Here is a 24,975-nt window from a genome sequence, read left to right as displayed (position 1 = left end):
CGCCGTCGCGCCGGGTTGTGTCCCGCCCCCCGGCGACGGAAGTCTCGACCCTTCGACCGCGCCCCGGAGATCCCGGGGCGCGCAGAGTGAACGAGGTGCTCATGGAGCGGGTAGGCGTCGTCGGCTGCGGTCAGATGGGGTCCGGGATCGCGGAGGTCGCGGCACGCGCCGGGTACGGGGTGCGGGTCGTCGAGACCTCCGCCGCGGCGGTGGAGGCGGGTCGGGCACGGCTGGAGTCGTCGCTGGCCCGCGCCGAGAAGCGCGGCCGCATCGACTCGGCCGAGGAGGTCCTGGCCCGCCTCGAGGTGGTCGAGGGGCTGGACGCGCTGGCCGACCGGGAGCTCGTGGTCGAGGCGATCGCCGAGGACGAGGCACTCAAGACCGGGGTGTTCCGGGAGCTGGACCGGATCGTCACCGACACCGGTGCGGTGCTGGCGTCGAACACGTCGTCGATCCCGATCATGAAGCTGGCGGTGGCGACGAAGCGGCCCGAGCAGGTCGTCGGCATCCACTTCTTCAACCCGGTGCCGGTGCTGTCGCTGGTCGAGCTCGTGCCGAGCCTGATGACCTCCGAGGACACCCTGACCCGGTCGCGGACCTTCGTCGAGGACGGCCTGGGCAAGAAGGCCATCGACTGCCAGGACCGCGCCGGGTTCGTGGTCAACGCGCTGCTGGTGCCGTTCCTGCTCTCGGCGATCCGGATGATGGAGTCCGGTTTCGCGACCGCCGAGGACATCGACGAGGGCCTGGTCCGCGGCTGCGCGCACCCGCAGGGGCCGCTCGCGCTGTCCGACCTGATCGGGCTGGACACCGTGCAGGCCGTCGCGGAGTCGATGTACGCGGAGTTCAAGGAGCCGCTGTACGCGCCGCCGCCGCTGCTGGCCCGCATGGTCGACGCCGGCCTGCTCGGCAAGAAGACCGGACGCGGCTTCCACACCTACGCCTGACCGGGCGTCCCGGGGATCGCGATTGTGCTCCCCGGGACAACGTCAGTGCTCCCGGTGCCAAGACCGGCGCGTGGCGGGCGACCAGTCTCGTGGGCGACGCCATCCCACCACGAGGCGAGGAGCACCCATGACCGCGACGCACGAGGCCCCGGCCACGACGCAGAAGGTCGTCAAGGCCGCCTGCCCGCAGGACTGTCCGGACACCTGCGCGATGCTGGTGACCGTCGACGGCGAGGGGACGGCGACCTCGGTCGTCGGCGACCCGGACCACCCGTACACCAACGGCGGTCTGTGCGTGAAGGTCAACAACTACCTCGACCGCGTCTACGACCCGGGCCGGGTGCTGTTCCCGCTGCGCAGGACCGGCCCCAAGGGCAGCGGTCGCTTCGAGCGGATCAGCTGGGACGAGGCCGTCACCGAGATCGCCACCCGCTTCCGGGCCATCGCCGACGAGCACGGTCCCGAGGCGATCATGCCGGTGAGCTACCTGGGCACCCAGGGCATCCTGAACGGCCTCAACGTCGGCGACCCGTTCTTCGCGAAGCTGGGCGCCACCGTCGCCGAGCGCACCTACTGCGACTCCGGCTCCTGCACCGCCTACGCCATGACCGTCGGCGACACGGCCGGCGTGGACCCGGAGAGCCTGGTGCACTCCCGGTTCATCCTGGTGTGGGCGTGCAACATCATGAGCACCAACCTGCACCTGTGGCCCTACATCGCGAAGGCGAAGAAGAACGGCGCGAAGGTCGTGGTCGTCGATCCGATCCGCAGCCGCACCGCGGCCGCCGCCGACCAGCACATCGCGATCCGCCCCGGCACCGACGGCGCGCTCGCGCTGGCCATGGCGCACGTGATCATCGCCGAGGGCCTCACCGACGACGACTACGTCGCGAACCACACCGTCGGCTACGACGAGTTCGCCGAGCGCGTCTCCCGCTACACCCCCGAGTGGGCCGAGACCGAGACCGGCGTGCCCGCCGAGACCATCCGCGTGCTCGCCCGCGAGTACGCCGGCGCCCAGCCCTCGGTCATCCGGATCGGGGTCGCCGTCGAGCGGCACGCGGGCGGCGGCCAGACCGTGCGCGCGCTGTCCTGCCTGCCCGGCCTCGTCGGCGCCTGGCGCAAGCCCGGCGGCGGCATCCTGCAGCTGCCGCTGTGGGCGTTCCCCGTCAACTGGGGTGCCTTCATGCACCCGGAGATGCTCACCCCCGGCACCCGGGTCATCAACCAGTACCGGCTCGGCGCCGCACTCGCCGGCGACCTGCCCGCCGGCCCGCCGATCAAGGGGCTGATGGTCTACAACTCCAACCCGGTCGTCACCACCCCCGACCAGGACCGGCTGATCAAGGGTCTGGAGAGCGAGGACCTGTTCACCGTCGTGTCCGAGCAGTTCATGACCGACACCGCGGAGTACGCCGACATCGTCCTCCCGGCCACGACGCAGCTCGAGCAGGACGACATCATGTTCTCCTGGGGCCACCTGTTCGTGACCTACAACCACCAGTCCATCGAGCCGCTGGGCGAGGCGGTCCCGAACACCGAGCTGTTCCGCAGGCTCGCCGCCGCGATGGGCTTCGACGACCCGGTCTTCCGGCGCACCGACGAGGAGATGATCGCCGAGGCGTTCGACTGGTCCCACCCGCACATGGAGGGGATCACCGTCGAGTCCCTGAAGAACCGGGGCTGGCAGCGGCTCAACGTCGCGCCGCCGGAGTCCTACGCGCCGCACGCCGAGGGCAACTTCCCGACGCCCTCGGGCAAGGTCGAGTTCGTCTCGTCCGCGGCGGCCGGCGGCAACTTCGTCGTCCCGCTGTTCCGCCAGGGCTCCAACGACCACCAGCCCGGCCAGCCGGTCGACCCGCTGCCGCACTACATCCCGCCGCGCGAGTCCGCCGCCGCGGCCCCCGAGCTCGCCGCCCGCTACCCGCTCAACCTGCTCACGCCCAAGTCGCACGCGTTCCTGAACTCCAGCTTCGGCAGCCACGAGTTCCACCGCCGCGTCGCGAACGAGCACACCCTGATCGTCCACCCCGACGACGCCGCCTCCCGGGGCATCGCCGAGGGCGCGCCGGTCCGGGTGTTCAACGACCGGGGCGAGTTCACCGTCGTCGCGTCGCTGCAGGACACCGTGCCCCGCGGGGTGGTGGTGAGCCCGATGGGCGGCTGGCGCAAGAACTCCAAGGCCGGCTCCACCCTGGCCGCGGTCAACCCGACCGTGTTCGGCGACCTGGGCAACGCGCCCACGTTCTCCGACACGCTCGTCGAGGTCGAGACCGCCTGAGCCGCACGGCCCGGCCGGATCGCCCTTCTCGGCCCGGCCGGGTCGTGCCCCACCCCGACCGTCCACATCGGAGGAAACTCGTGGCCTACGTCGTCACCGAGGCCTGCATCGACGTCCAGGACCGCTCCTGCATGGAGGAGTGTCCGGTCGACTGCATCTACCCCGGCGAGCGGATGATGTACATCCACCCCGACGAGTGCGTCGACTGCGGGAAGTGCATGCCCGCCTGCCCCAGCGAGGCCATCCACTGGGAGCACAAGATGCCCGCCGACCTGGCGCCGTTCGTCGAGGCCAACGCGCTGTTCGTGCGTGAGCAGGGCTTCTCCGGCGGCGGCGAGGACGCCGACCCCGCCGACGGCGACCACCCGCTCGTCGCGCAGCGGAGACCGCGGTGAGCGGCGAGCTGACGGCCGACCTGGTCGTCGTCGGCGCCGGGCCGACCGGGCTGTACGCCACCTACTACGCGGGCTTCCGCGGACTGTCCGTGGTCGTCGTCGACGCCCTGGACCAGCTCGGCGGGCAGATGTCGGTGCTCTACCCGGAGAAGCCGGTCTTCGACGTCGCGGGCTTCCCGCGGGTCCGCGCGCAGGACCTGGTCGACTCGCTCGTCGAGCAGGCCGCGCTGGCCGAGCCGACCTACCTGCTCGGGCACGACGCCGTCGGCCTGGAGCAGTTCGACGACGGCGTCGCCGTCACCACCGACCGCGGCGTGCGGATCCGGGCCGGGGCGCTGCTCGTCACCGGCGGCATGGGCCGGTTCACCCCGCGCCCGCTGCCCGCCGGTGGCGACTACGCCGGTCGCGGGCTGCGCTACGCGGTGCCGCGTCCGGCCGAGCTGGCCGGCCGCGACGTGCTGATCGTCGGCGGCGGGGACTCCGCGGTCGACTGGGCGCTCTGCCTGGAGCCGATCGCCGCGTCGGTGACCGTGGTGCACCGCCGCGACGCCTTCCGCGCCCACGAGCGCAGCGTGACCGAGCTGCGCGCGTCGACGGTCCGGATCCTGACCCCGTACGAGGTCGCCGACGTCCGCGGCGAGGAGCGGGTGGCCGAGGTCGACGTGGCCGGGCCGGACGGCGTCGAGACGCTGAAGGTCGACGAGCTCGTCGCCGCGCTCGGTTTCAAGGCCGACCTGGCCGCGCTGTCGAGCTGGGGCATCGGGATGAGCCGCCGGCACATCGCCGTCGACCGGTCGATGCGCACGACCCTGTCCCGGGTGTTCGCGGCCGGGGACATCACCGACTTCGACGGCAAGGTCCGGCTGATCTCGGTCGGGTTCGGCGAGGCCGCCCTCGCGGTCAACAACCTCGTCCCGCTGGTGCGCCCCGACCTCCCGGTGGTGCCCGGCCACTCGAGCGACGCGGCATGACCGGCCCGGCGCCCGAGCGTCCCGGGACGGGGTGGGCCACCGGCAGCACCGGCGAGGCGATGATCGCGCACCCGCGGACGTGCGGGCGCACCACCACGGTGCACCAGGCCCGGGAGGTGTTCCGCGACGACCACGTGCACGCGCTGCTGGTCGTCGACCGGGGCGTGCTGCTGGCCGTGGTGGAGCGTGGCGACCTCGCCGGCCGTCCCGCCGCGGCGCCGGTCCGCTGGCTCGGCACCCTGGCCGGGCGCACCGTCGACCCCACCGCGTGGGCTGCCGCGACGCGCGACCGGATGCGGGCCGAGGGGCGCAGGCGGCTCGCCGTCGTCGACGGGCACGGCCGGCTGCTCGGCCTGCTCTGCCTCAAGCGGTCCGGGGCCGGCTTCTGCACCGACGAGGGGGTACGGGCCCGGGCGGCCGACCGTGCCGCGCGACGACGTCCTCACATCGGAGCAACACGTTCGTGACGTCCACGTGCGATGCTCGGGTATGGCATTGGTCACGATCGACACCACCACCGTGGCCGAGACCGACCGGCTGGACTTCTGGCGCGCCACGGTCTGCGACCAGTTCGTCGCGCTGGACGTGACACCGTCCACCACCGGGTTGGTCTCCGGACGGGTCACCGCCTCGTCGGTGGCCGGCACGCATCTGCGGCGGATCTCCTCGGTTCCGCACCGCTTCGACAGGACGATACGCCAGGTTCGTGTCGCAGACGAGGACTATCTGCAGATCGCGCTGGCCCGCCGTGGCCGCACACTCGTCGCGCAGGACGGACGGGAGGCGGTGATCGGCCCCGGCGAGTTCGTGATCTACGACAGCAGCAGGCCGTTCACCTTCGTCACCACCGACAGCTTCGAGTACCAGGTCTGCCTGCACCCCAAGAGCGCGTTGCCGCTGTCCCGGGCGGAGATGGCCGAGGCCACCGCGATCGCCCTCGACGGCCGTCGCGGTGTCGGGGCGATGCTCCCGCCGCTGCTGTCCTCGCTGGACCGGGCGATCGGCGACGACGTCCCCGCGGCCGCGCAGGACGCCGTCGCGCGCACCATCGGGGACGTGTTCGTCGCGCTCGTCCGCAGCACCGTCCCCACCGCGGCGCCGGAGAACCTGCACGTCGCGCGGGCCCGCGGACACATCCGCGAGCACATCGCCGACCGTGACCTGGATCCGGCGGGCGTCGCGGCGGCCTGCGCGATCTCGGTGAGCTACCTGCACAAGCTGTTCGCCGAGGAGGGCACCACGGTGGCGGGGGCCATCCGCGAGGAACGCCTGCAGGGCGCGTGGACCGATCTGCGCCGCCCCGAGCTCGCCCACGTCGGGGTCGGCGCGGTCGGCGCCCGCTGGGGGATGCCGGACCCGGCCGCGTTCAGCCGGGCCTTCCGGTCCCGGTTCGGGCGGTCCCCGAAGGCGCACCGGGAGTCCTGACCGGGCCGCGGGGCGCCGGAGCCCGCGCGGCCCGGCCCGGTCAGATCCGCTGCTCGCCCAGGAACCCGGTCACGATCTTGGTCAGGTCCTCGGCGCGCTCCAGATGCATGCAGTGACTGGATCCGGGCCCGGTGACCAGCTCGAACCGGGCGCCCGGGATGCGCTCGGCCACCGCGCGGGACTGCCAGTGCGGGGTCAGCAGGTCCTGCTCGCCGACCACGACCAGCGTCGGCGCGGTGATCGCGTCCAGGCGGTCGAGGGTGTCGTGCACGAGATCGGCGTCCCACTGCTCGACGGTCACCTGCATCTGCGCCTCGTTCTGCGGGAACGCCGGCAGCAGCGCCTCCAGCAGCGCGCCGACGTCCGGGTCGTCGAGTGCCTGCGGGGAGAACGCGAGCCCGGACGCGGCCAGCGCGGACTCCATGTCGCGGTGGACGTAGGGCAGGCGCAGCGCGGTCAGCACCGCGCGCTGGAAGCCGTCGGTGCGACCCCAGGTGCCGTAGAGGACCTGCGAGGCGACCTGCCCGGGGCGGGCCAGCGCCATCTCCTGCGCGACCGCGGACCCCAGCGACCAGCCCAGCAGGTGTGCCCGCGGGATCTCCAGGGCGTCGAGCAGCGCGGCGGTGTCGGCGGCCGTCGACCCGACCGTGATCGGTCCGGCGCCGCGGTCGCTGCCGCCCAGGCCCCGGTTGTCGACGGTGATGACCCGGTGGGTCTGGGCGAGCCGCTGCGCGAGCTCGCCCCAGAGCGGGATCGCCCCGGACGTTCCCATGATCATGAGAAGTGGGTCGCCGTCGCCTGCGATCTCGTAGTTCAGCTCGACGCCGGTGGACACGGGGATGCGGGGCACGGTGGGTCTCCTCGGGGTGTGCGGTCGGTCGGGTCAGCGGTACTGCAGGCCGTCGTCGAGGTCGGCCTTGGGCAGCTCGACCCGGTCGACGTCGTGCTCGTGCATGTGGGTCCAGGGCTCGCGGTCGCCCTGGCCGAACATGCGGTGCTGGGAGCGTCCGACGTAGCCGGGGTTGAAGTTGTCCTCCGAGACCCACGGCAGCACCGGCATGTCCGCGTCCTGCGTCCGCAGCGTGGGGACCACGACCCGGTGACCGCGCTCGTCCATCCGCGCCAGGATGCGGCCGACCAGGTCGTTGACCAGGTCGATCCGCAGCGTCCAGCTGTGCCGGAAGTAGCCGAAGGCGTAGGCCATGTTCGGGACGTCGCTGATCATCAGGCCGCGCCAGGTGACGTGCCGCGTGAAGTCGACCGGCTCGCCGTCGACGGTGAACGGGATGTCGCCGAACACCGCCAGGTCGAACCCGGTCGCGGTGACGACGACGTCGGCCTCGATCACCTCGCCGGAGGAGACCTGCACGCCCTTCTCGGTGAACTCGGTGATCGTGTCGGTGACGACCGAGGCCTTCCCCTCCCGCATCGCGGCGAAGAAGTCGCCGTCGGGCACGAACGCGATGCGCTGCTGCCACGGCCGGTAGCGGGGGACGAAGTGCTTCTCGACGTCGGTGCCCTCGGGCAGCAACGGCCGGATGGACTCGATCAGGAACTCGTGCAGCGCGTCCGGGTCGTCGCGGCCGGTGGTGGCCAGCCAGTCGAGCTGCTGGACGTAGGTGCGGCGCAGGATCTCGTGCGTCCACTCCGCGGGCAGGTCGAGCGGCTCCAGCATCGCCGCGAGCTCGTGCACGGTCGGCGCGGGGAACCAGTACGACGGTGAGCGCTGCAGCATCGTCACGTGCTCCGCGGTCGCGGCCGTCGCCGGGACGACCGTCGCCGCGGTCGCCCCGGACCCGATGACCAGCACCTTCTTCCCGGAGACGTCGAGGTCCGACGGCCAGGACTGCGGGTGCACGACAGTGCCGGCGAAGCGCTCGGTGCCCGGCCACTGCGGGGTGTAGGGCTCGTCGTGGTTGTAGTAGCCCTGGCACATCCACAGGAACGAGGCGGTCATCGGCAGGGTCTCGCCGGTGTCGGTGCGCGTCACCTCCGCGGTCCACCGGTTCTCCTCCGAGGACCAGCTCAGCGCGGTGACGCGGTGGTGGTAGCGGATGTGCCCGGCGAGGTCGTCCTCGTCGATCACCTCGTGCAGGTAGGACAGGATCTCCCCGCCCGCGGCGATCGACGGGCCGGTCCAGGGCTTGTGCCGGTAGCCGTAGGTGAACAGGTCGCTGTCCGAGCGGGCACCCGGGAAGCGGTGGGTCCACCAGGTCCCACCGGGGGCGTCCTGGGCCTCCAGCAGCACGAAGCTGCGCTCGGGGAACTCCTCGCGCAGCCGGTGCGCGGCGCCGATGCCGGACACCCCGGCCCCGACGATCAGGACGTCGACGTGCTCGGTGGTCGTGGCGGCCATGAGTCCTCCGGGTGCAGGTGTGACGACGGTCTCCCGACGCTAGGGCGATCGGTCCGTTCCCCGGGTGTCCGAACTTGGGACACCGGCGGGTGTTGACCGGTGACGCATCATGTGAGGACGAGCACAGAGAGGTGCGTCGATGGGGGATCTGTTCGCACGCCGCCGCGCGCTCGTGTCCGCACGGGCCGAGCTGCTCGACCGGCCGGACGTCGCGCCGCCCGGCGTGCCCGGTCACGTCGTCGCGTCCTGGCGGCGCAGCATCGCGGGCGGGGTGGACCCGGCGATGATCGTGAACCGCTTCCACCCCGACCTCGACACCGGCTCGCGGCTGGTCCGCTGCGCGCGCCCGGTGATGGAGCAGCTGGCCGAGCAGGTCGACGGGATCGGGGTCTGCGTCGCGCTCACCGACCACCGTGCCCGGCTGCTGGTGCGCCTCGACACCGACGCGGTGATCGCCCGGTCCGCGGACGTCAACGCGTTCGCCGCGGGGTTCGGGTACGCCGAGGGCGCCGTCGGCACCAACGGGGTCGGGACCGTGCTGGAGTCCGGCCGGCCGGTGCACATCGTCGGCGCCGAGCACTTCGTCGAGCAGCTGCACGACTACGCCTGCGCCGGCGCCCCGGTGCGGGACCCGGCGACCGGGCGGGCCGAGGCGGTGCTCGACCTGTCCTGCCGCGCCGAGCACTCCTCGCCGCTGCTGTTGTCGCTGGTGCGCTCCGCGGCCGCACGCATCTCCGACGCCCTGCTGCACGACCGCGACCCCGCCCAGCAGGCCCTGTTCGACGCCTACGCCCGCACCGAGTCCCGGACCCGTCGGGCGGTGCTCGCCGTCGGGCGGCGCACGGTGCTGGCCAACACCGCCATGCAGACCCTGCTCGACGCCGGCGACCACGCCGCGCTCACCGACCACGCCCGGTTCCTGCTGCTGCGCGGTCCCGGCGTCGACGACCGGGTGGACCTGCCGTCGGGGACGCGGGCGCGGCTGCGCGGTGCGGTCGTCCCCGCGGGCGGGTCGGTCGCCGGTCTGGTGGCGGTGGTGACGCTGCTGCGCGAGCCCGACGACGGTCGCCGGGCCGTGCCGGTCACCGCGGCCGCCCGGTCCGACGCCGCCGGGGAGAGCGCGGCCTGGCGGGCGGCGCGGACCGCGGTCGCCGCGGCACTGGGGGCCCGGACGCCGGTGCTGCTCACCGGGGAGCCCGGCTCCGGGCGGGCGCGGCTGGTCGCCGACTCATGGCCCGGCCCGGTCGTCGAGGTCGCCCCGGACGACGACGGCGCCGACCTCGACGACCGCGTCCGGCGGGCCGGTGCGCCGGCGCTGGTGCTGCTGCGCGACCTCGACAGGCGCGACGCGGCGCCGCCCCCCGCACTGGCCCGCGGCGACCTGCCGACGGCGGGGACCCGCGCGGACACCGCCGAGCCCGACCCGGCCCGCGACCGGGTCCTGGCCCGGTTCCGGGCGTCGGTGCCGGTCCCGCCGCTGCGCTCCCGACCCGGGGACCTCCCCGGCCTGGTCGCCGCCCTGCTCGCCGAGCTCGCCCCCGGCCGCGACGTGCGGCTGTCCGCCGATGCGCTGCGCACGGTGGGCAGGCACCCGTGGCCGGGGAACGTGGCCGAGCTGCGGGACGCGCTGACCGTCGCCCTCGGCCGGCGGCCGGTGGGTGTGGTCGAGGCGACCGACCTGCCCGAGTCCTGTCAGAGCGCGCCGTCGGGGACGCTGCGCGCGGTGGACCGGGCCGAGCGGGACGCGATCGTCGCCGCGCTGCGCGACACCGACGGGAACCGGGCCGCCGCGGCCGCGGCGCTGGGAGTGGCCCGGTCGACGCTCTACCGGAAGATCGCGCAGTACCGGATCACGGACTGAGCGGGCCGCGTCACCTCGTCAGGAAGGCGGTCAGCTCCCGCGCCACCTCCTCGGGGCGCTCCTCGGGCAGGTAGTGGTCGGCGTCCAGGGCCGTCCCGTGCACGTCCGTGGCGTAGCCGGCCCAGACCGCGGGGACGTCGTAGGACCGCCCGACGAAGGAGTGCGCGCCCCACAGGGCCAACAGCGGCGCGGTCACCCGTCGGCCGCTGTCCGCGCCGTCGTGGACGCGGTCGATCCCGGCCGCGGCGCGGTAGTCGGCGCACGACGCGGCGATCGCGGCCGGGTCGGCGAAGCAGCGGACGTACTCGGCGACGGCGCGGTCGTCGAACGGGGTGCCGCCGTGGTGGCGCGACCGCATCCGGGCGGTGATCCAGAACTCCGGGTCGCTCCCGATGAGACGCTCCGGGATCCCGGCCGGGGCGGTGAGGAAGAACCAGTGCCAGTAGCCCATCCCGAAGCCGGCATCGGCGGTGTCGTAGGCATGCCGGGTCGGGACGATGTCGAGCACCGCCAGCGCCGACACCGCGTCCGGCGCGTCCAGGGCCAGCCGGTGCGCGACCCGTCCGCCGCGGTCGTGTCCGGCGACGGCGAACTGGTCGAACCCCAGCTCCCGCATGACGGCGAGCTGGTCGGCGGCCATGGCGCGCTTGGCATAGGCGGCGTCGTCCGGGCCCGGGGGCGGCTTGGCGCTGTCGCCGTAACCGCGCAGGTCGGTCGCGACGACGGTGAACCGGTCGGCGAGCAACGGCGCGACCCGGTGCCAGATCACATGGGTCTGCGGGTAGCCGTGCAGGAGCAGCAGCGGCGGCCCGGATCCGCCGGTCACGGTGTGCACCGCCGTCCCCGCCGCGTCGATCGTGCGGGCGGTGAAGGGGGCGGGCAGCAGGGTCCGCGGGTTCATCGTGCCGGACCCCCGTGGGCTGGGGTAGGACGGGCGGCATGCCGCTGCCGGGCCCCGTGCCGACCGACCCCGTGCCGACCGACCCCGTGCCGACCGGCCCCGTGCCGACCGGCCCCGTGCCGACCGACCCCGTGCCGACCGACCCCGTGCCGACCGACCCCGAGCCGACCGACCCCGTGCGACCCGGCGCCGCCCTGCCGGACACCGTCCTGCTCTGGGACGCCGACGAGGTCGCCGACCCGCCCCCGGAGCCCTGCTGCCTGGCCGGTACCGCGCCGGGCGACCGGGCCGTGGTCTACCGCACCGGTCCGGGCGGCGGCGTGATGGCGCTGTTCGCGTTCACCGGTCCCGCCGAGCCGCACCCCGGCGGACGGCACGCGGCGGGCGTCGTCGTGCCGGTCGGACGGCCGGTGCCGCGGGCCGAGCTGCTGGCCGACCCGGTGCTCGCGCCGGTGTTCCGGCACCTGCGCGGCCGTCGCAGGCTGCCGCCCGACGCGGCCCGTCGCCTGGTCGCGCTCCTCGCGGGCTGAGCCGCGACGCCCGGCCGCCGGGGCGCGCCGGCCGGGGCCGGACGGGCTCATCCCCGCACGACCTCGGCGATCGCCGCGCCCAGCTCGGCGGTCGTCGCGGTCCCGCCCAGGTCCGGGGTGACACCCGCGCCGCCCCGGCCGACCACCTCCTCGACCGCGGCCAGCACCGCGGCGGCGGCCTCGTGCTCGCCGAGGTGCTCCAGCATCATCGAGCCGCACCAGATCTGGCCGACCGGGTTCGCGACGCCCTTCCCGGCGATGTCCGGCGCCGAGCCGTGCACGGGCTCGAACAGGCTCGGGAACTCCCGCTCGGGATTGATGTTCGCGCTCGGCGCGATCCCGATCGTGCCGGTGCAGGCCGGGCCCAGGTCGGACAGGATGTCGCCGAACAAATTGCTGGCGACGACGACGTCGAAGCGCTCCGGGCTCATCACGAACCGCGCGGCGAGGATGTCGATGTGGGCGGAGTCGACGTCGACGTCGGGGTACTGCGCCGCCATCGCTGCTACCCGCTCGTCCCAGTACGGCATGGTGATCGCGATGCCGTTGGACTTGGTCGCCGAGGTCAGGTGCCGGTTCGGGTGCCGCCGCGCGAGCTCGAAGGCGTAGCGCAGGATCCGGTCGACGCCGGTGCGCGTCATCACGGTCTCCTGGATCACGACCTCGCGGTCGGTGCCTTCGAACATCCGCCCGCCCACCGAGGAGTACTCGCCCTCGGTGTTCTCCCGGACGATCAGCATGTCGATGTCGCCGGGGGAGCGGCCGGCCAGCGGGGCGGCGACACCCGGCAGCAGCCGGGCCGGGCGCAGGTTGACGTACTGGTCGAAGCGGCGGCGGAACTGCAGCAGGCTGCCCCACAGCGACACGTGGTCGGGCAGCACCTCGGGCCACCCGACGGCGCCGAAGAACAACGCGTCGAAACCGCGCAGCTGCTCGAACCAGTCCTCGGGCAGCATCGTGCCGTGCTCGAGCCAGTGGTCGGCGCTCGCGAAGCCGAACTCGGTGAGCTCCAGCCCGATCCCGAACCGCTCCGCGGCCGCGGTCAGGACGCGGACGCCCTCCGGGACGACCTCCTTGCCGATCCCGTCCCCGGGGATGACGGCGATGCGGTGCGCGGTCATGTCGTGTCCTCCTCGACTCGGTTGCTTCTATCCTGGAGCGCGATCCGGCTGGGGTGAACCGTCGTCCGAGCCGTTCTGTCTTTCCCCAGGCGAAAGGAACGGGTGTGGAGCTGCCCGAGTTCGACGACCTGCGTTTCTTCGCCGGCGTCGCCGCGGCCGGGACGCTCACCGAGGTCGCACGCCGGTGGGGCGTGTCGGTGTCCGCGGTCAGCAAACGGCTCGCCCGCCTGGAACGACGCCTGGGCGTGCGCCTGGTCAACCGCTCCACCCGGCGCCTCACGCTCACCGACGAGGGCCGCCGCTACGCCGAGGGCGCCCGCGAGGTCCTCGGCCGCGTCGACGACCTGGAGGACGAGATCGGCCGCCGCCGTTCCGGGCTGCACGGACGGATCGCGGTGCACGCGTCGATGGGTTTCGGGCGGGCGCACGTGGCGCCGCTGCTCGGCGGCTTCGAGGCGGCCAACCCGGACCTGCGCATCGACCTGGAGCTGTCCCACCTGCCGGTCGGGGTCGGTGGATCGGACTACGACTTCGCCGTGCGCGTCGGGCCGCTGCCGGACTCGCGGCTGCACGCCCGGGTGCTGCACCGCAACCGGCGCGTCGTGTGCGCGGCGCCGTCGTACCTGGCGCGCCGGCCCGCCCCGCGGACCCCGGCCGAGCTGGCCGGGCACGACTGCATCGTGATCCGGGAGAACGACACCGCCTTCGCGCACTGGCGCTTCGGCACCGACACCGACCCCGCCGGCGTCCGCGTCACCGGCGCGATGACCTGCAACGACGGCGAGGTCGCGACGGCGTGGTGCCTCGCGGGCCGTGGCCTGGTGATGCGCTCGCTGTGGCAGGTCGCGCCGCTGCTCGCGACGGGGGAGCTGGTGCAGGTGCTCGCGGACGTCCCGACGCCGTCGGCGGACCTGGTCGCGGTGCACGCCGCGTCGCCGCCTCGCCGGGTGCGGGCGGTGCTCGACCACCTCGTCGCGGGGATCGCGCAGCGGCTTCCGGTCACGCCGGTGCCCGCTCCCGTCGCCGCGTCCACGGCCAGGTGATCGCGGCCCACCCCACCGCGACCAGCACGAGCTCGACCAGCAGGTAGACCGGCCACGGCCCGAGCAGGTCCAGTGCCGAGGCGTTGGTCGGCTTGTGGGCGAGGAAGCCGTAGTTCGTGCCCGCGGCCAGGTTGAACGGCAGCACCACCGCCGCCCACGCGAGGGTCGCCGCGAGCGTCACGCCCATCCCGCGCCAGCTCGGGCGCACCCCCGCGCCCCAGGTCAGGTACACCGCGGCCCAGGTCACCAGCAGGTGCAGCGCCCAGAAGTGCAGGAACGCGACGTGCGGGAAGTCGGGCGAGTCGGTGGCCGGGGTGAGCAGTGCCTGGGGGGTCAGCGTGAGGCCCCAGTAGTACAGCGGCGCGCAGGCCCACCAGCGCCGTGTCCACAGGGCGACGGCAGCGGTCACCCAGGACAGGTCCGACAGCTGCAGCGGCAGCGAGATGTGCACGTCGAAGGTCTGCGGGGTCAGCAGCCGCAGCTGCAGCGGGACCAGCGCCACGACCACCACCACGGCGAACGCCCGGGAGACGCGCCGTTCGGCGGGGGTGCCGCGCAGCCGCCGTCCGAGGGCCACCAGCGCGACGGCGCCGAGGACCCCGACGGTCAGCGCGGCCCAGTGGGTCGTGCCGTAGGGCACGAAGACGCCGGTGTCCGCCATCGTCCGATCATGACCGACCCGGCAGCGCGGCGAGCAACCGCCACAGCGGGCGCTGCACCGCGTCCGGGACCCCGGCGAGGGAGAAGTCCAGGTCGTGGGCGACGTTGAGCCGCGCGAGCCGGCGCAGCGGCGGCAGCCGCCCGGCCGTCGCGAGGATCCGGAACTGGTCCTCGAGGGACCCGGCAGGCGACTCGACGGTGCGGACCCGGACCGGGTCGTCGCTCCCGTTCGTGAACGAGTGCGTCACCCCGGGCGGCACCACGATCCCCTCCCCGGCGCGCAGCACGCTGGTCCAGCCCCCGACCCGCACCCGCAGGACGCCCTCGACCACGGTGAACGACTCGGTGACGCCCCGGTGCCGGTGCGGCGGCGGACCGGCCACCCCGGGCGGCACGACGGCCTCGAACTCGAAGGCCGGGGCGCCGCTGTGCAGCACGTCGATCGTCTCGCCGGACGGCATCTCGATACGGCTCACGGCGCCTTCCCCCCGCGCGACGGTCGCGCCGGTGACAGCCGGGATGCTGCACCGGTCCGGCGGCCGGGGAACCCCGGTCGCCCGTGGTGGTGGGCGGCACCGCCGTGGCGGAGCGGGGTCCGGCGACCGGGCGGGCTGCACCGGCCCCACCGGTCCCCGGATCAGGCGTCGGCGGTGTCGGCCTTCTTCTTCCGCCGCGGGACCAGGTGCGCCACGACGACGATCACCGCCCCGACCACGACGCCGAGGATCGCCGAGCCGACGGTGTTGGTGAGCCAGCCGAGGAACCCGCCCAGCGCGCCGGTCGCGTCGGCCACGGCCACCTCCAGGTGGTGCACCAGGTCGTAGATCGGGGAGAAGCCCAGCTCGTCCATCCCGACGAGCAGGATGTGCCCGCCGACCCACAGCATCGCCGCGACGCCGACGACCGACAGCGTCGTCAGCACGATCGGCATGGCCCGCACCAGGCCGCGCCCGAACGACGCGACGGGGCCGGAGCCACGCTTCGCCAGCGCGAGGCCGGCGTCGTCCATCTTCACGATGAGCGCGACCGCGCCGTAGACGAGCGCGGTGATGGCGACGGCGACGACGGCCAGGATGACCGCCCGGGCCACGATGCCCTCGGACGCCACCTCGTTCAGCGCGATGACCATGATCTCGGCCGAGAGGATGAAGTCGGTGCGCACGGCGCCGGAGACGACCCGGCGTTCGTTCTCCGCCGGGTCCGCGGCGACCTTCTCGTCGCGCTCCTCGGGGTGCTCGGAGTGCCCGGAGAAGTACTCCCAGAGCTTCTCCGCGCCCTCGTAGGCCAGATAGCAGCCACCGACCATCAGGATCGGGGTCAGCAGCCACGGCGCGAACTGGGACAGGATCAGCGCGACCGGCAGGATGAACACGATCTTGTTGATCAGCGAGCCCCTGGCGATCCGCCAGATGATCGACAGCTCGCGCTCGGGCTTGAGGCCCTGGACGTAGCGGGGGGTGACGGCGGCGTCGTCGACGACCACCCCGGCGGCCTTGGCCCCCGCGCGCCCGGCGGCACCGGCGATGTCGTCGAGGGAGGCCGTCGTCAGGCGCACCAGCGCCGCGACGTCGTCGAGCAGGGCGAACAGTCCGCTCACCGGGTCACCGTCCGTTGCATGGCCGAATCCGTGCGCACGCGCGGAGCCTACGGCGCGGGCGGGACGAACGGGACCGAACCCGCCCGATCGCGGGGCTTGACCATGCCGCGACGGCACGGTGTCGACTGGCCGCATGGCAGAGGACACGAGCACCGCCGGCCCGGCCGCGGCGACCGCCGGGCCGGACACCGTGGACCCGTCGGACCCGGTCGCCGCCTTCTCCGCGATGCGCGAGGCGGCGGCGGTCCTGGAGATCCCGCTGGAGGTCCCCGGGCGGCCCACCCAGCAGGGCCTGATGGTGACCCGGCACGCCGAGGTCCGCGCGATGCTCACCGACGACCGTTTCCGGCACGACGCCGCCGCGGTACCGGAGGCGGAGAACTTCCTGCGCAACGCCCAGACCGGGCTGATCGGTCTGCCCGAGGACCTCGAGCTGCTCCGCCGTCCGATGCTGGGCCGCGACGGCGAGGACCACGCGCGGCTGCGCCGGCTGGTGTCGCGGGCGTTCACGGTGCGCCGGGTGAACGGGCTGCGCCCCCGCGTCGAGGCGATCGTGACCGGCCTGCTCGACGAGGTCGCCGCGGCCGGTGCCGACGGCACCCCGGTCGACCTGGTGGAGATGCTGGCCTACCCGGTGCCGATCGCGGTCATCTGCGAGCTGGTCGGTGTCCCCGAGGGCGACCGGGGCCGCTGGCGGGAGTTCGCCCGGCTGCTGATCCAGCCCGACCCCGTACGGATGCCCGACGTCGCCCGCGGGATGGTCGCCCACGTCCGCGAGCTGATCGAGGCCCGTCGCCGTGCCCCCGCGGACGACCTGCTGTCCGGGCTGGTCGCGGCGCACGACGAGGACGGTGACCGGCTCTCGGAGCAGGAACTCGTCGACATGACGGTGAACCTGACCGTCGCCGGGTTCGAGACCACCGCGCACGTGCTGGCCAAGGGAGCCCTCGCCCTGCTGAGCCGGCCCGACGAGCTCGGTGCGCTGCGGGCCGATCCCGGCCGGTGCCCCCCGCTACGCCGCGGAGGACCTCGAGATCGCCGGGACCCCGGTCCCCGCCGGGACCGCCGTGCTCCCCGGTGTGCTGCCGGCGAACTTCGACCCCCGGGTGGTCGACCGGCCCGAGGAGCTGGACGTGCGCCGCGACCCCGGCCGTGGCGAGGGGCACCTCGGATTCGGGCACGGGGCGCACTACTGGCCTCGGGGCGGCGCTGGCCCGCCAGGAGGTCGAGGTCGTGCTCTCCGCGCTGGTCACCCGCTTCCCGGACCTGCGGCTCGCCGAGCCGGCGGACGGTCCGTCGCGGCTGGGGTTCGAGCGGCTGCCCGCCCTGACCGTCCACGTCGACCGTCCGCCGGCGGGCTGAGGCTCAGCGCGCCGCGCGGGTCTCGTAGAGCCGGCGCGCCCACAGCACGCTCGCCACCGTGATCACCACGCACCACCCGGTGGCGAGCGCGGCGTCGGGGCCGAGCCCGGCCCCGCTGCCGTGCCCGAGCAGCCCGCGCAGGGTGTCGATGACCGGCGTGAACGGCTGGTACGCGGCGAACCAGCGCAGCGCGGCCGGCATCGAGTCCACCGGCACGAACCCGCTGCCCAGGAACGGCAGCAGCATCAGGAACATCGGGGTGTTGCTCGCCGTCTCCACACTGGCGGCGGCGAGCCCGAGGGCGACGGTCAGCCACGTCAGGGCGACCGTCAGCAGCGCCAGCATCCCGACGACGCCCAGCCAGGCGAGCGGCCCGGCGCCACTGCGGAACCCGAGCGCCAGCGCCACCCCGAGCACGACGACCAGCGCCACCGCGGTCTGCACGAACGCACCGGCGACGTGCCCGGTGAGCACGCTGGAGCGGGCGATCGCCATCGTCCGGAAGCGTGCGACGACGCCCTCGGTCATGTCGGTGGCGACCCCGATGGCGGTGCCCATCGCGACGCTCGCGACGGTCAGCAGCAGCACTGCGGGGGTGACGAAGGCCAGGTAGTCGGCGCGGTCGCCGCCCAACCCCGCCCCCATCGTGCCGCCGAGGACGCCCACGAACAGCAGCAGGAACACCAGCGGCTGTGCGATGAGCATGATCGTCAGCGACGGGTAGCGGCGCAGGTGCCGGATCCGGCGGCGCAGCATCGTCACCGAGTCGGTGAGCAGGCGCGGACGGTCGAGGGTCGCGGTGTCCGTGACGTGGGCCTTCATGACGCCGCCACCTCCGGGGTGCTCGGGTGGCCGGTGAGGGCCAGGAAGACGTCGTCGAGGTCGGGGGTGTGGGTGGTCAGCTCCTCGGGCTCGACACCGGTCCCGGCGAGCCGGTCCAGCACGTCCCGCAGGTCGCGGGCCCCGGCGGCGGGCAGCTGCAGGGTCACCGCGGCCGGGTCGGCGACGGCGGCGGGCAGCACGGTGCGGGCGGCGGCGAGGGCGTCGTCGTCGGCGAACCGCAGGCGCACGTGCCCACCGGGGACCCTGGACTTCAGCTGTGCCGGGGTGCCGCGGGCGACGAGCCGTCCACCGTCGAGGACGGCGACGGAGTCCGCGAGCTGGTCGGCCTCCTCCAGGTACTGCGTGGTCAGCAGGACGGTGACGCCCCGGCCGACGAGATCGCGCACGGCGGCCCACAGGTCGCGGCGGCTGCGCGGGTCCAACCCGGTGGTCGGCTCGTCGAGGAACAGCACGGCCGGGTCGGCGACGAGGGTCATGGCCAGGTCGAGGCGGCGGCGCATGCCGCCGGAGTAGGTGCCCGCCCGCCGGTCCGCGGCGTCACCGAGGTCGAAGCGGTCGAGCAGCTCCCGGGTCCGGGCGCGACCCGTGTCGCGGGGCAGGTGGTGCAGGTCGGCCATCAGTCGCAGGTTCTCCGCGCCGGTGAGCAGGCCGTCGACGGCGGAGAACTGGCCGGTCACCCCGATCGCGGCGCGGACGCCGTCGGGGTCGGTCGCCGGGTCGCGCCCGGCGATGCGGATGCGTCCGGAGTCCGGTGGCAGCAGCGTGGACAGGATCCGGACCAGGGTCGTCTTGCCGGCGCCGTTCGGGCCGAGCAGCGCGAGGACGGTCCCGGCGGGGACGTCGAGGTCGATGCCGCGGAGCACGGCGTGGTCGCCGTAGGACTTGTGGAGGGCGGCGACGGCGATCGCGGGCGGGGGAGTGGGCACGGTGGTTCCTCTCGTGGACGGTGGCGTGGGACGGCGGTGGTGGAGGGCGGGGGTCAGGCGCGGCGGACGACGATGTCGCCCTCGCGGGACCGGGCGTGCACGGTGACGGTGTCGACGCCGTCGCCGTCCGGGGCGTCGCGGGGGTCCAGGTCGTTGCCGACCCGGCCGGTGGTGTCGAGGTCGAGCCAGGCGGCGCTGCCCGCGGCGATGCCGATCTCCAGCCGCCCGTGCGTACTGGTCAGCGACACCTCGCCGCGGTGGACGCGGCCCAGCCGGACGGCGCCGTAGGCGGTGCGCACGCGGGCGCCCGCGCCGAGCTCGTCGACGTCGACGGTGCCGTGGGTGCCGGTCAGCACGGCCTCGCCGGCCAGCTCCTCGGCCCGGATGTCGCCGTGCTTGCTGGTCAGCGTCGCGGTCCCGTCGATCCGGTGGACCCGCATCCCGCCGTGGTCGGACCGGACCGTGGCGTCCCCGGTGACGGTGCCGCCGATCCGGACGTGGCCGTGGTCGGCGGTGAGGTCGGCGGAGCCGGCGTCGTCCACACGGACGTCGCCGTAGCGGGTCCGGGCCTCGCAGGCCCCGAGCGGGCCCTCGACGACGATCCCGCCGTAGGCGGTGGTCGCCGTCAGCGCCGAGCCGGCGGGCAGGGCGATCCCGACCTCGATCGACCGGCCGGGGGTGCGCGGGGTCAGCTTCTGCAGCAGCCCGAGCGGCGGGCCGGTGACGTGCAGCTCCCGCCCGGTCAGCTCGACCCGGACCCGGTCGGCGTGGGCACGGTCGGCCTCGGAGCTGCGGACCTCGACCACGGTGTCGGTCCGGTCCGATGCGGTCACCCGCAGCTCGCCGATGGTGAGGTCGACGACCGCGGTGACGGGCTCGGGGGTCTGGTAGGTGGGCACGGGGCATCGCCTCCTCGGCGTCGCGGTGACGCCGTGGGTCGGGACAGGGACAGGGGTGGTCGGGTACGGCTCAGCCGAACCAGCCGACGCGGCCGCGGCGGGCGGCGTCGGGACGGTCGGGTGCCGCGGCGGGCCGGTCCAGCGCGGCCGCGGCCACGCGGGTCAGCCAGGTGTTCACACTCAGGCCGTCGCGCGCGGCGGCCTCCTCGATCCGGGTCTTGAGCGTCTCCGGGGGCCGGAAGTTGATCCGGGCGACCGGCCCGGTCTCGATCTCGGTCCCCGCCGATGGCGCCACTGGTGGCGCCGCAGTCGGTTCCGGCGGTCCCGAGGACGTGCCGGGCCCTGCGGTGACGACGAACTCCGGGTCCGAGCCGCGCAGGCGCACGTGCACCGACCCCGGGGCCAGCTCCAGGGTGATCTCGTCGGCCGCCGCGGCCAGCGCCTCGAGCAGGACCAGGCGCGTCGACGAGCTCAGCGCGGTGAGCAGCCGTTCGGCGGCTGCCCGCGTGTCCTCGCCCGCGGCATCGCCCAGCGCGGCGAACTCGGTGCGCAGGCGTTCGACATATCCGTCCAACTCCATGGCGCAAGAATGGCGCACGATGGCGCCATCGTCAAGTCCGCGGCGCCACAGCGGGCCCGTCGCGCCGCGAGCTTGACCGTGCCGCGGCGGCACGGTGTCCGATGGGGTCGTCCCCGTTGTCGTCGCCGAGGGAGCCTCCCGTGGACCGCACCACCGACCCAGCCCCGCCCCGCACCTGCCCGGTGACCGCCTTCGGTCGTCTGCGCGAACAGGGCCCGGTCGTCGCGATGCCGGGCACGGCGATGGGCGCGACGTCGCTCGTCACGCGGCACGACGACGTCCACGCGCTGCTCCTCGATCCGCGGTTCCGCAACGACCCGGCCACGGTGCCCGGCGCCGGGGACGTCGTGGGCTCGGTCATGACCACGCTCGGGCTGCCGCCGGAGCTCGCCCACCTCGGCCGGGGCCTGCTCGTCCGCGACGGGGCCGACCACGCCCGGCTGCGCCGCCTGGTCTCCCGCGCGTTCACCGTGCGCCGGGTCGCCGGGCTGCGTCCGCGCGTGGAGGAGCTCACCGCCGACCTGCTCGACGACGTCGCGGCCGCCGGCGCCGACGGCAGCCCGGTCGACCTGGTGGCCGCGGTGTTCCACGAGCTGCCGATCGCGGTGATCTGCGAGCTGGTGGGCGTCCCGGTGGAGCAGCGCGGGCTGTGGCGGGAGCTGGCCGGGCTGCTCGCCGCGCCCGACCCGGCGCGGATGCCCGCGGTGGCGCACGCGGTCGTGGCGCAGGTGCACGAGCTCGTCGCGGCCCGCCGGGCCGACCCGCGCGACGACCTGGTCGACGCACTGGTCGCGGTGCACGACGACGGCGACCGGCTCACCACCGACGAGCTGGACGTGCTGCTGTTCGACATGGTCGTCGCCGGGTTCGAGACGACCGCGCACGTGCTGTCCCGGGCGACACTGGCCCTGCTGACCCGCCCGGACCAGCTCGCGATCCTGCGCGCCGAGCCGTGGCGGTGGCCCACCGCGGTGCACGAGATCGTGCGGACCTGCGGTGCGGTCCCGGTCAGCACGCCCCGCCACGCGAGCACCGACGTCGTCGTCGGCGGCACGCCGATTGCGGCGGGGGAGGCCGTGACGGCCGGTCTGGTCACCGCGAACTTCGACCCGCGCCACCACGACCGCCCCGACGAGCTCGACGTGACCCGGGAGCCGGGCCGCGGCGAGGGGCATCTCGGGTTCGGCCAGGGGGTCCACTACTGCCTGGGGGCCGCGCTGGCGCGCCAGGAGATCGAGGTGGCCCTGCACGCGTTGGTCGAGCGGTTCCCCGCGCTGCGGCTCGCCGAGCCCGCCGACGGACCGTCGGAGCTGGGGTTCGAGCGGCTCGTGTCGTTCGAGGTGCGGGTGGACGCGCACTGACCGACGGTGTTGCGCGAGCACACCCGCGCTGCCGCCGTGCCCGGTTCCGGCCAGGATGACCGGTGTGACCCGTGCCCTGCGCTCCCGCCGCCCCCACCGCACCGCGACGGCGGTCGCCGCCGTCGGGCTGCTCGTCGCGGCCGGCTGCGGCGCCGCCTCGCCCGCACCCGCCCCCGCCGAGCCGGCACCGACCGCCGCTCCGGCCCCGGCCGCACCGGGGGAACTCGCCCCGGTCGTCGTCGCGGCCGGGCTCTCCCACGTCTGGAGCGTCGGCGTGCTGCCCGACGGGCGTGCGCTGGTCACCGAGCGGGACGGGCGGCTGTCCCTGCTCGTCTCGCTCGACCCGGGCACCGCCCGGACCCCGGTGCAGGCCGATCTCGACGACGTGTTCGCCCGGGGTGAGGGCGGGCTGATGGGGCTGGCCGTGCACGCCGACTTCGCGACGTCGAACCGGTTCACCACCTGCCAGACCCACGCCGAGGGCGGCAGCCCGGTCGACGTCCGGCTGGTCACCTGGACGCTGTCCGCGGACGGCGCCACCGCGACCCGGGTGGCGGACCCGCTGGTCGGCGGCCTGCCGATCGCGTCCGGCGGACGGCACTCGGGCTGCCGGGTCGCCGTCGACGACGGCGGGGCGCTGGTCGTCGGGACCGGCGACGCGGCGATGCCCGCCACCCCGCAGGACCTGACCTCGCTCGGCGGCAAGACGCTGCGGGTGGACCCGGCGACCGGTGGACCCGCCGCGGGCAACCCCTTCGCCGACGCCGCCGACCCGGCCCAGCGGCTCGTGTACAGCTACGGACACCGCAACGTGCAGGGCGTCGCGGTCGAGCCCGGCACCGGGCGGATCTTCACCGCCGAGCACGGACCCACCCGCGACGACGAGGTCAACCTGCTGCGCCCGGGCGGCAACTACGGCTGGGACCCGTCCCAGGGCGGCACGGTCGACAGCTACGACGAGTCGGTCCCGATGACCGACCGGGACCGCTTCCCCGACGCCGTCCCCGCCGTCTGGGCCTCGGGCAGCCCGCCCGAGGCGCCGGCCGGCGCCGCGTTCCTCCAGGGCGACGCGTGGGGCCAGCGGAACGGGATGCTCGCCGTGGCCGCACTGCGCGGCCAGAAGCTGCTGCTGATGCGCGTGGGCCCGGAGGACACCGACGGCGCGGTCTCCGACGTCGAGATCCCGGCGGCGCTCGACGGGGAGTTCGGCCGGCTGCGCGGGGTGTACACCGCCCCGGACGGGACCCTGCTGGTCACCACGTCCAACGGTGACGACGACCGGATCCTGCGGATCGACCCGAGCTGACCCCACGGGGCGGGGCCTGCCCGGGTCGTCGGGACGGGTCAGCGCCCCGGGTCGGTCCGTTCCCGCAGCTCCGTGCCGGCAGCGACCTCACCGGCACCGGTGCCCACCGTCGCCACCGCCGACGCGCGGTCGACGGCGTGGGCGGGCTCGTCGTCCCGGCCGGCCGCGGTGCCGTCCCCGGGCTCCCCTCCGGTCGCGGTGTCGTTCTCGGCCCGCATCAGCTGGTCGACGTCGACCTGGCGCGGGTCGTCGAGCACGGCCCGCAGACGTTCCCGGTCCAGCTCCCCTGTCCAGCGGGCGATGACCAGGGTGCCGATGCCGTTGCCGGTGAGGTTGGTCAGCGCACGCCCTTCGGACATGAACCGGTCGATGCCCACGATCAGGGCCAGCCCGACCAGCGGGATGATGTGGTCGAACGCCGCCAGCGACGCGGCGAGCGTGACCAGTCCGGCCCCGGAGACCCCGGCCGCGCCGTTCGACGAGATGAGCATGAACAGCAGGATCGCGATCTGGGTGGACAGCGGGACGTCCACGCCGAAGGCCTGGGCGATGAACATCGCGCCCATCGTCATGTAGATCGCGGTGCCGTCGAGGTTGAACGAGTACCCGGTCGGGATGGTCAGCCCGACGACGTGCTTCGGCGTCCCGGCCGCCTCGAGCTTGCGCATCATCCGCGGCAGCACCGTCTCCGACGACGACGTGCCGAGCACGATCAGCAGCTCGTCCTTGATGTAGCGCAGGTACTTCAGCAGGGAGAACCCGGCGAGCCGGCAGATCGGGCCGAGCACCACGAAGATGAAGATCAGGCAGGTCGCCCAGAAGGTGACCATGAACCCGGCCAGGCTGCCCAGGATCGAGCTGCCGTGCTGGCCGATGGTGAACGCGATCCCGCCGAACGCGCCGAGCGGGGCGACCCACATGACCAGCTTGATCACGCCGAACATGACCTGGGCGAACGAGTCCAGCGCCCGGGTGATGCCCTTTCCTCGCTCGCCGAGCATGGTGATCGCGACGCCGACCAGGATCGCCAGCAGCAGCACCTGCAGCAGCTGGCCGTCGGTGAACGCCGAGGCGAACGAGTCGGGCACCAGGGCCAGCAGGAAGTCGGTGATGCCCCCGCCCGCGGCGGCCCCGGCCGACTCGATGGTGGAGTCCGCGGCCGACCCGTCGAAGCTCTCCCGGTCGTAGCCGAGCCCCATCCCAGGGGCGATCACGTTGATCGTCAGCAGGCCCAGGGCCAGCGCGATCAGTGTGGTGATGTTGAAGTAGACCACCGTGCGCCCGGCGAGCCCGCCGACCTTGGCGAGGTTGCCGAGACCGGCGATCCCCACCACCACGGTCGCGAAGATGACCGGTGCGATCACCACCTTCACCAGGCTGATGAACAGCGTGGCGAGCCACTGCATCTGCGCGCCCACCTCGGGCAGCAGCAGGCCGACGAGGATCCCGGCGGCGATGCCGACGAGTACCCAGAAATAATCGGGGTCCTCGTCCGGGACCGCGGTGCGGCCGGGACGGCGTCCGCCGTTGGACTGCTCATGCTCGCTCCCTCGCGTGACGATGCTGGACGGAGGGTGGTGGCCCGGGCCGCCGTCCGGGGCCGCGGCACC

24 protein-coding genes are annotated in these 24,975 nt (G+C 74.3%); 12 read left to right on the top strand and 12 right to left on the bottom strand.

Translation table 11 applies throughout. The annotated features are described in order from the left end of the window. Positions 1-101: 101 nt before the first annotated feature. The 6 genes from KPF47_RS31845 to KPF47_RS31820 all read left to right on the top strand — a co-directional run bounded on the left by KPF47_RS31845 (position 102) and on the right by KPF47_RS31820 (position 6,019). Entirely contained in the window at positions 102-947 is an 846-nt protein-coding gene (locus KPF47_RS31845) for a 3-hydroxybutyryl-CoA dehydrogenase (RefSeq protein ID WP_224392456.1), read from the top strand. Between the two features lie 127 nt (positions 948-1,074). Next, positions 1,075-3,228, top strand: coding sequence for a molybdopterin-dependent oxidoreductase (locus tag KPF47_RS31840; RefSeq protein ID WP_224392455.1), 2,154 nt, complete (start codon positions 1,075-1,077; stop codon positions 3,226-3,228). Positions 3,229-3,308: 80 nt separating this feature from the next. Continuing rightward, positions 3,309-3,623 carry a ferredoxin gene (gene fdxA / locus KPF47_RS31835; protein WP_224392454.1) on the top strand — a complete coding sequence of 105 codons (315 nt, stop codon included), beginning with the start codon at positions 3,309-3,311 and terminating at the stop codon, positions 3,621-3,623. Continuing rightward, positions 3,620-4,594 carry an NAD(P)/FAD-dependent oxidoreductase gene (locus KPF47_RS31830; protein WP_224392453.1) on the top strand — a complete coding sequence of 325 codons (975 nt, stop codon included), beginning with the start codon at positions 3,620-3,622 and terminating at the stop codon, positions 4,592-4,594. The genes fdxA and KPF47_RS31830 overlap by 4 nt, the downstream gene beginning before the upstream one ends. After that, on the top strand, positions 4,591-5,061 hold the full coding sequence (locus KPF47_RS31825; protein ID WP_224392452.1) for a CBS domain-containing protein: 471 nt from the start codon (positions 4,591-4,593) through the stop codon (positions 5,059-5,061). The genes KPF47_RS31830 and KPF47_RS31825 overlap by 4 nt, the downstream gene beginning before the upstream one ends. Before the next feature lie 22 nt (positions 5,062-5,083). Continuing rightward, positions 5,084-6,019: a helix-turn-helix domain-containing protein gene (locus tag KPF47_RS31820; protein ID WP_224392451.1), complete on the top strand. Its 936-nt coding sequence runs from the start codon at positions 5,084-5,086 to the stop codon at positions 6,017-6,019. Between the two features lie 40 nt (positions 6,020-6,059). Here the strand turns inward: KPF47_RS31820 and KPF47_RS31815 are convergent, their stop codons facing one another. Both KPF47_RS31815 and KPF47_RS31810 read right to left on the bottom strand, forming a co-directional pair. Next, entirely contained in the window at positions 6,060-6,869 is an 810-nt protein-coding gene (locus tag KPF47_RS31815) for an alpha/beta fold hydrolase (protein WP_224392450.1), read from the bottom strand. 33 nt (positions 6,870-6,902) lie between these two features. Further along, the gene (locus KPF47_RS31810; protein WP_224392449.1) at positions 6,903-8,375 is read right to left on the bottom strand and encodes an NAD(P)/FAD-dependent oxidoreductase; all 1,473 of its coding nucleotides are present in this window, start codon (positions 8,373-8,375) and stop codon (positions 6,903-6,905) included. A gap of 139 nt (positions 8,376-8,514) precedes the next feature. Here KPF47_RS31810 and KPF47_RS31805 point away from each other — a divergent pair, with 139 nt between their 5' ends. Next, complete coding sequence (locus tag KPF47_RS31805) at positions 8,515-10,236, top strand: sigma-54-dependent Fis family transcriptional regulator (RefSeq protein ID WP_224392448.1); 1,722 nt, start codon at positions 8,515-8,517, stop codon at positions 10,234-10,236. 10 nt (positions 10,237-10,246) lie between these two features. On the opposite strand, the gene KPF47_RS31800 is transcribed toward KPF47_RS31805, so the two are convergent. After that, positions 10,247-11,137 carry an alpha/beta fold hydrolase gene (locus KPF47_RS31800; RefSeq protein WP_224392447.1) on the bottom strand — a complete coding sequence of 297 codons (891 nt, stop codon included), beginning with the start codon at positions 11,135-11,137 and terminating at the stop codon, positions 10,247-10,249. A 116-nt stretch (positions 11,138-11,253) separates the two neighbouring features. Between KPF47_RS31800 and KPF47_RS31795 the strand changes: the two genes are divergently transcribed. Then, positions 11,254-11,667: a hypothetical protein gene (locus KPF47_RS31795; protein ID WP_224392446.1), complete on the top strand. Its 414-nt coding sequence runs from the start codon at positions 11,254-11,256 to the stop codon at positions 11,665-11,667. A 47-nt stretch (positions 11,668-11,714) separates the two neighbouring features. On the opposite strand, the gene KPF47_RS31790 is transcribed toward KPF47_RS31795, so the two are convergent. Further along, entirely contained in the window at positions 11,715-12,788 is a 1,074-nt protein-coding gene (locus KPF47_RS31790; protein WP_224392445.1) for a tartrate dehydrogenase, read from the bottom strand. Between the two features lie 104 nt (positions 12,789-12,892). Between KPF47_RS31790 and KPF47_RS31785 the strand changes: the two genes are divergently transcribed. Continuing rightward, positions 12,893-13,831 (top strand): LysR family transcriptional regulator, encoded by a 939-nt coding sequence (locus KPF47_RS31785; protein ID WP_224392444.1) that lies wholly within the window; start codon positions 12,893-12,895, stop codon positions 13,829-13,831. Here the strand turns inward: KPF47_RS31785 and KPF47_RS31780 are convergent. The 3 genes from KPF47_RS31780 to KPF47_RS31770 all read right to left on the bottom strand — a co-directional run bounded on the left by KPF47_RS31780 (position 13,788) and on the right by KPF47_RS31770 (position 16,088). Next, positions 13,788-14,492 (bottom strand): TIGR02206 family membrane protein, encoded by a 705-nt coding sequence (locus tag KPF47_RS31780; RefSeq protein ID WP_224392443.1) that lies wholly within the window; start codon positions 14,490-14,492, stop codon positions 13,788-13,790. The genes KPF47_RS31785 and KPF47_RS31780 overlap by 44 nt on opposite strands. A 7-nt stretch (positions 14,493-14,499) precedes the next feature. Continuing rightward, positions 14,500-14,967: a cupin domain-containing protein gene (locus KPF47_RS31775; protein WP_224392442.1), complete on the bottom strand. Its 468-nt coding sequence runs from the start codon at positions 14,965-14,967 to the stop codon at positions 14,500-14,502. A gap of 161 nt (positions 14,968-15,128) precedes the next feature. Continuing rightward, positions 15,129-16,088, bottom strand: a complete 960-nt coding sequence (locus tag KPF47_RS31770; RefSeq protein ID WP_224392441.1) for a DUF808 domain-containing protein — start codon at positions 16,086-16,088, stop codon at positions 15,129-15,131. 133 nt (positions 16,089-16,221) lie between these two features. On the opposite strand from KPF47_RS31770, the gene KPF47_RS31765 reads away from it, so the two are divergent. Beyond that, the gene (locus KPF47_RS31765; RefSeq protein ID WP_224392440.1) at positions 16,222-17,418 is read left to right on the top strand and encodes a cytochrome P450; all 1,197 of its coding nucleotides are present in this window, start codon (positions 16,222-16,224) and stop codon (positions 17,416-17,418) included. 35 nt (positions 17,419-17,453) lie between these two features. Here KPF47_RS31765 and KPF47_RS31760 read toward each other — a convergent pair whose 3' ends face one another. The 4 genes from KPF47_RS31760 to KPF47_RS31745 all read right to left on the bottom strand — a co-directional run bounded on the left by KPF47_RS31760 (position 17,454) and on the right by KPF47_RS31745 (position 20,698). Continuing rightward, complete coding sequence (locus KPF47_RS31760) at positions 17,454-18,272, bottom strand: ABC transporter permease (RefSeq protein ID WP_224392439.1); 819 nt, start codon at positions 18,270-18,272, stop codon at positions 17,454-17,456. After that, positions 18,269-19,219, bottom strand: a complete 951-nt coding sequence (locus KPF47_RS31755; RefSeq protein ID WP_224392438.1) for an ATP-binding cassette domain-containing protein — start codon at positions 19,217-19,219, stop codon at positions 18,269-18,271. Before KPF47_RS31755 ends, KPF47_RS31760 begins: the two co-directional genes overlap by 4 nt. A gap of 53 nt (positions 19,220-19,272) precedes the next feature. Next, positions 19,273-20,118 (bottom strand): DUF4097 family beta strand repeat-containing protein, encoded by an 846-nt coding sequence (locus KPF47_RS31750; protein ID WP_224392437.1) that lies wholly within the window; start codon positions 20,116-20,118, stop codon positions 19,273-19,275. A 70-nt stretch (positions 20,119-20,188) separates the two neighbouring features. Next, positions 20,189-20,698, bottom strand: coding sequence for a hypothetical protein (locus KPF47_RS31745; protein ID WP_224392436.1), 510 nt, complete (start codon positions 20,696-20,698; stop codon positions 20,189-20,191). Between the two features lie 140 nt (positions 20,699-20,838). Here KPF47_RS31745 and KPF47_RS40560 point away from each other — a divergent pair, with 140 nt between their 5' ends. After that, a complete protein-coding gene (locus KPF47_RS40560; RefSeq protein ID WP_224392435.1) occupies positions 20,839-22,059 on the top strand; it encodes a cytochrome P450 in 1,221 nt (406 codons plus the stop codon). A 55-nt stretch (positions 22,060-22,114) separates the two neighbouring features. Beyond that, positions 22,115-23,365 (top strand): sorbosone dehydrogenase family protein, encoded by a 1,251-nt coding sequence (locus KPF47_RS31735; protein WP_374108926.1) that lies wholly within the window; start codon positions 22,115-22,117, stop codon positions 23,363-23,365. 38 nt (positions 23,366-23,403) lie between these two features. Here the strand turns inward: KPF47_RS31735 and dctA are convergent, their stop codons facing one another. Beyond that, positions 23,404-24,927 carry a C4-dicarboxylate transporter DctA gene (dctA, locus tag KPF47_RS31730; RefSeq protein ID WP_308015555.1) on the bottom strand — a complete coding sequence of 508 codons (1,524 nt, stop codon included), beginning with the start codon at positions 24,925-24,927 and terminating at the stop codon, positions 23,404-23,406. Positions 24,928-24,975: the final 48 nt, after the last annotated feature.

It is taken from the genome of Pseudonocardia sp. ICBG1293, assembly GCF_020131355.1.
Taxonomy (GTDB): domain Bacteria; phylum Actinomycetota; class Actinomycetes; order Mycobacteriales; family Pseudonocardiaceae; genus Pseudonocardia.
Note: the sequence above shows the minus strand (reverse complement) of the source record. Positions and strands in the feature narration are given on the sequence as shown.

What these genes read in the sequence shown, in the direction of transcription:
- KPF47_RS31845 (WP_224392456.1), top strand. Translation starts at nt 102, where the DNA reads ATGGAGCGGGTAGGCGTCGTCGGCTGCGGTCAGATGGGGTCCGGGATC.
- KPF47_RS31840 (WP_224392455.1), top strand. Translation starts at nt 1,075, where the DNA reads ATGACCGCGACGCACGAGGCCCCGGCCACGACGCAGAAGGTCGTCAAG.
- KPF47_RS31825 (WP_224392452.1), top strand. Translation starts at nt 4,591, where the DNA reads ATGACCGGCCCGGCGCCCGAGCGTCCCGGGACGGGGTGGGCCACCGGC.
- KPF47_RS31820 (WP_224392451.1), top strand. Translation starts at nt 5,084, where the DNA reads ATGGCATTGGTCACGATCGACACCACCACCGTGGCCGAGACCGACCGG.
- KPF47_RS31810 (WP_224392449.1), bottom strand. Translation starts at nt 8,375, where the DNA reads ATGGCCGCCACGACCACCGAGCACGTCGACGTCCTGATCGTCGGGGCC.
- KPF47_RS31805 (WP_224392448.1), top strand. Translation starts at nt 8,515, where the DNA reads ATGGGGGATCTGTTCGCACGCCGCCGCGCGCTCGTGTCCGCACGGGCC.
- KPF47_RS31800 (WP_224392447.1), bottom strand. Translation starts at nt 11,137, where the DNA reads ATGAACCCGCGGACCCTGCTGCCCGCCCCCTTCACCGCCCGCACGATC.
- KPF47_RS31790 (WP_224392445.1), bottom strand. Translation starts at nt 12,788, where the DNA reads ATGACCGCGCACCGCATCGCCGTCATCCCCGGGGACGGGATCGGCAAG.
- KPF47_RS31780 (WP_224392443.1), bottom strand. Translation starts at nt 14,492, where the DNA reads ATGGCGGACACCGGCGTCTTCGTGCCCTACGGCACGACCCACTGGGCC.
- KPF47_RS31765 (WP_224392440.1), top strand. Translation starts at nt 16,222, where the DNA reads ATGGCAGAGGACACGAGCACCGCCGGCCCGGCCGCGGCGACCGCCGGG.
- KPF47_RS31760 (WP_224392439.1), bottom strand. Translation starts at nt 18,272, where the DNA reads ATGAAGGCCCACGTCACGGACACCGCGACCCTCGACCGTCCGCGCCTG.
- KPF47_RS31745 (WP_224392436.1), bottom strand. Translation starts at nt 20,698, where the DNA reads ATGGAGTTGGACGGATATGTCGAACGCCTGCGCACCGAGTTCGCCGCG.
- KPF47_RS31735 (WP_374108926.1), top strand. Translation starts at nt 22,115, where the DNA reads ATGACCGGTGTGACCCGTGCCCTGCGCTCCCGCCGCCCCCACCGCACC.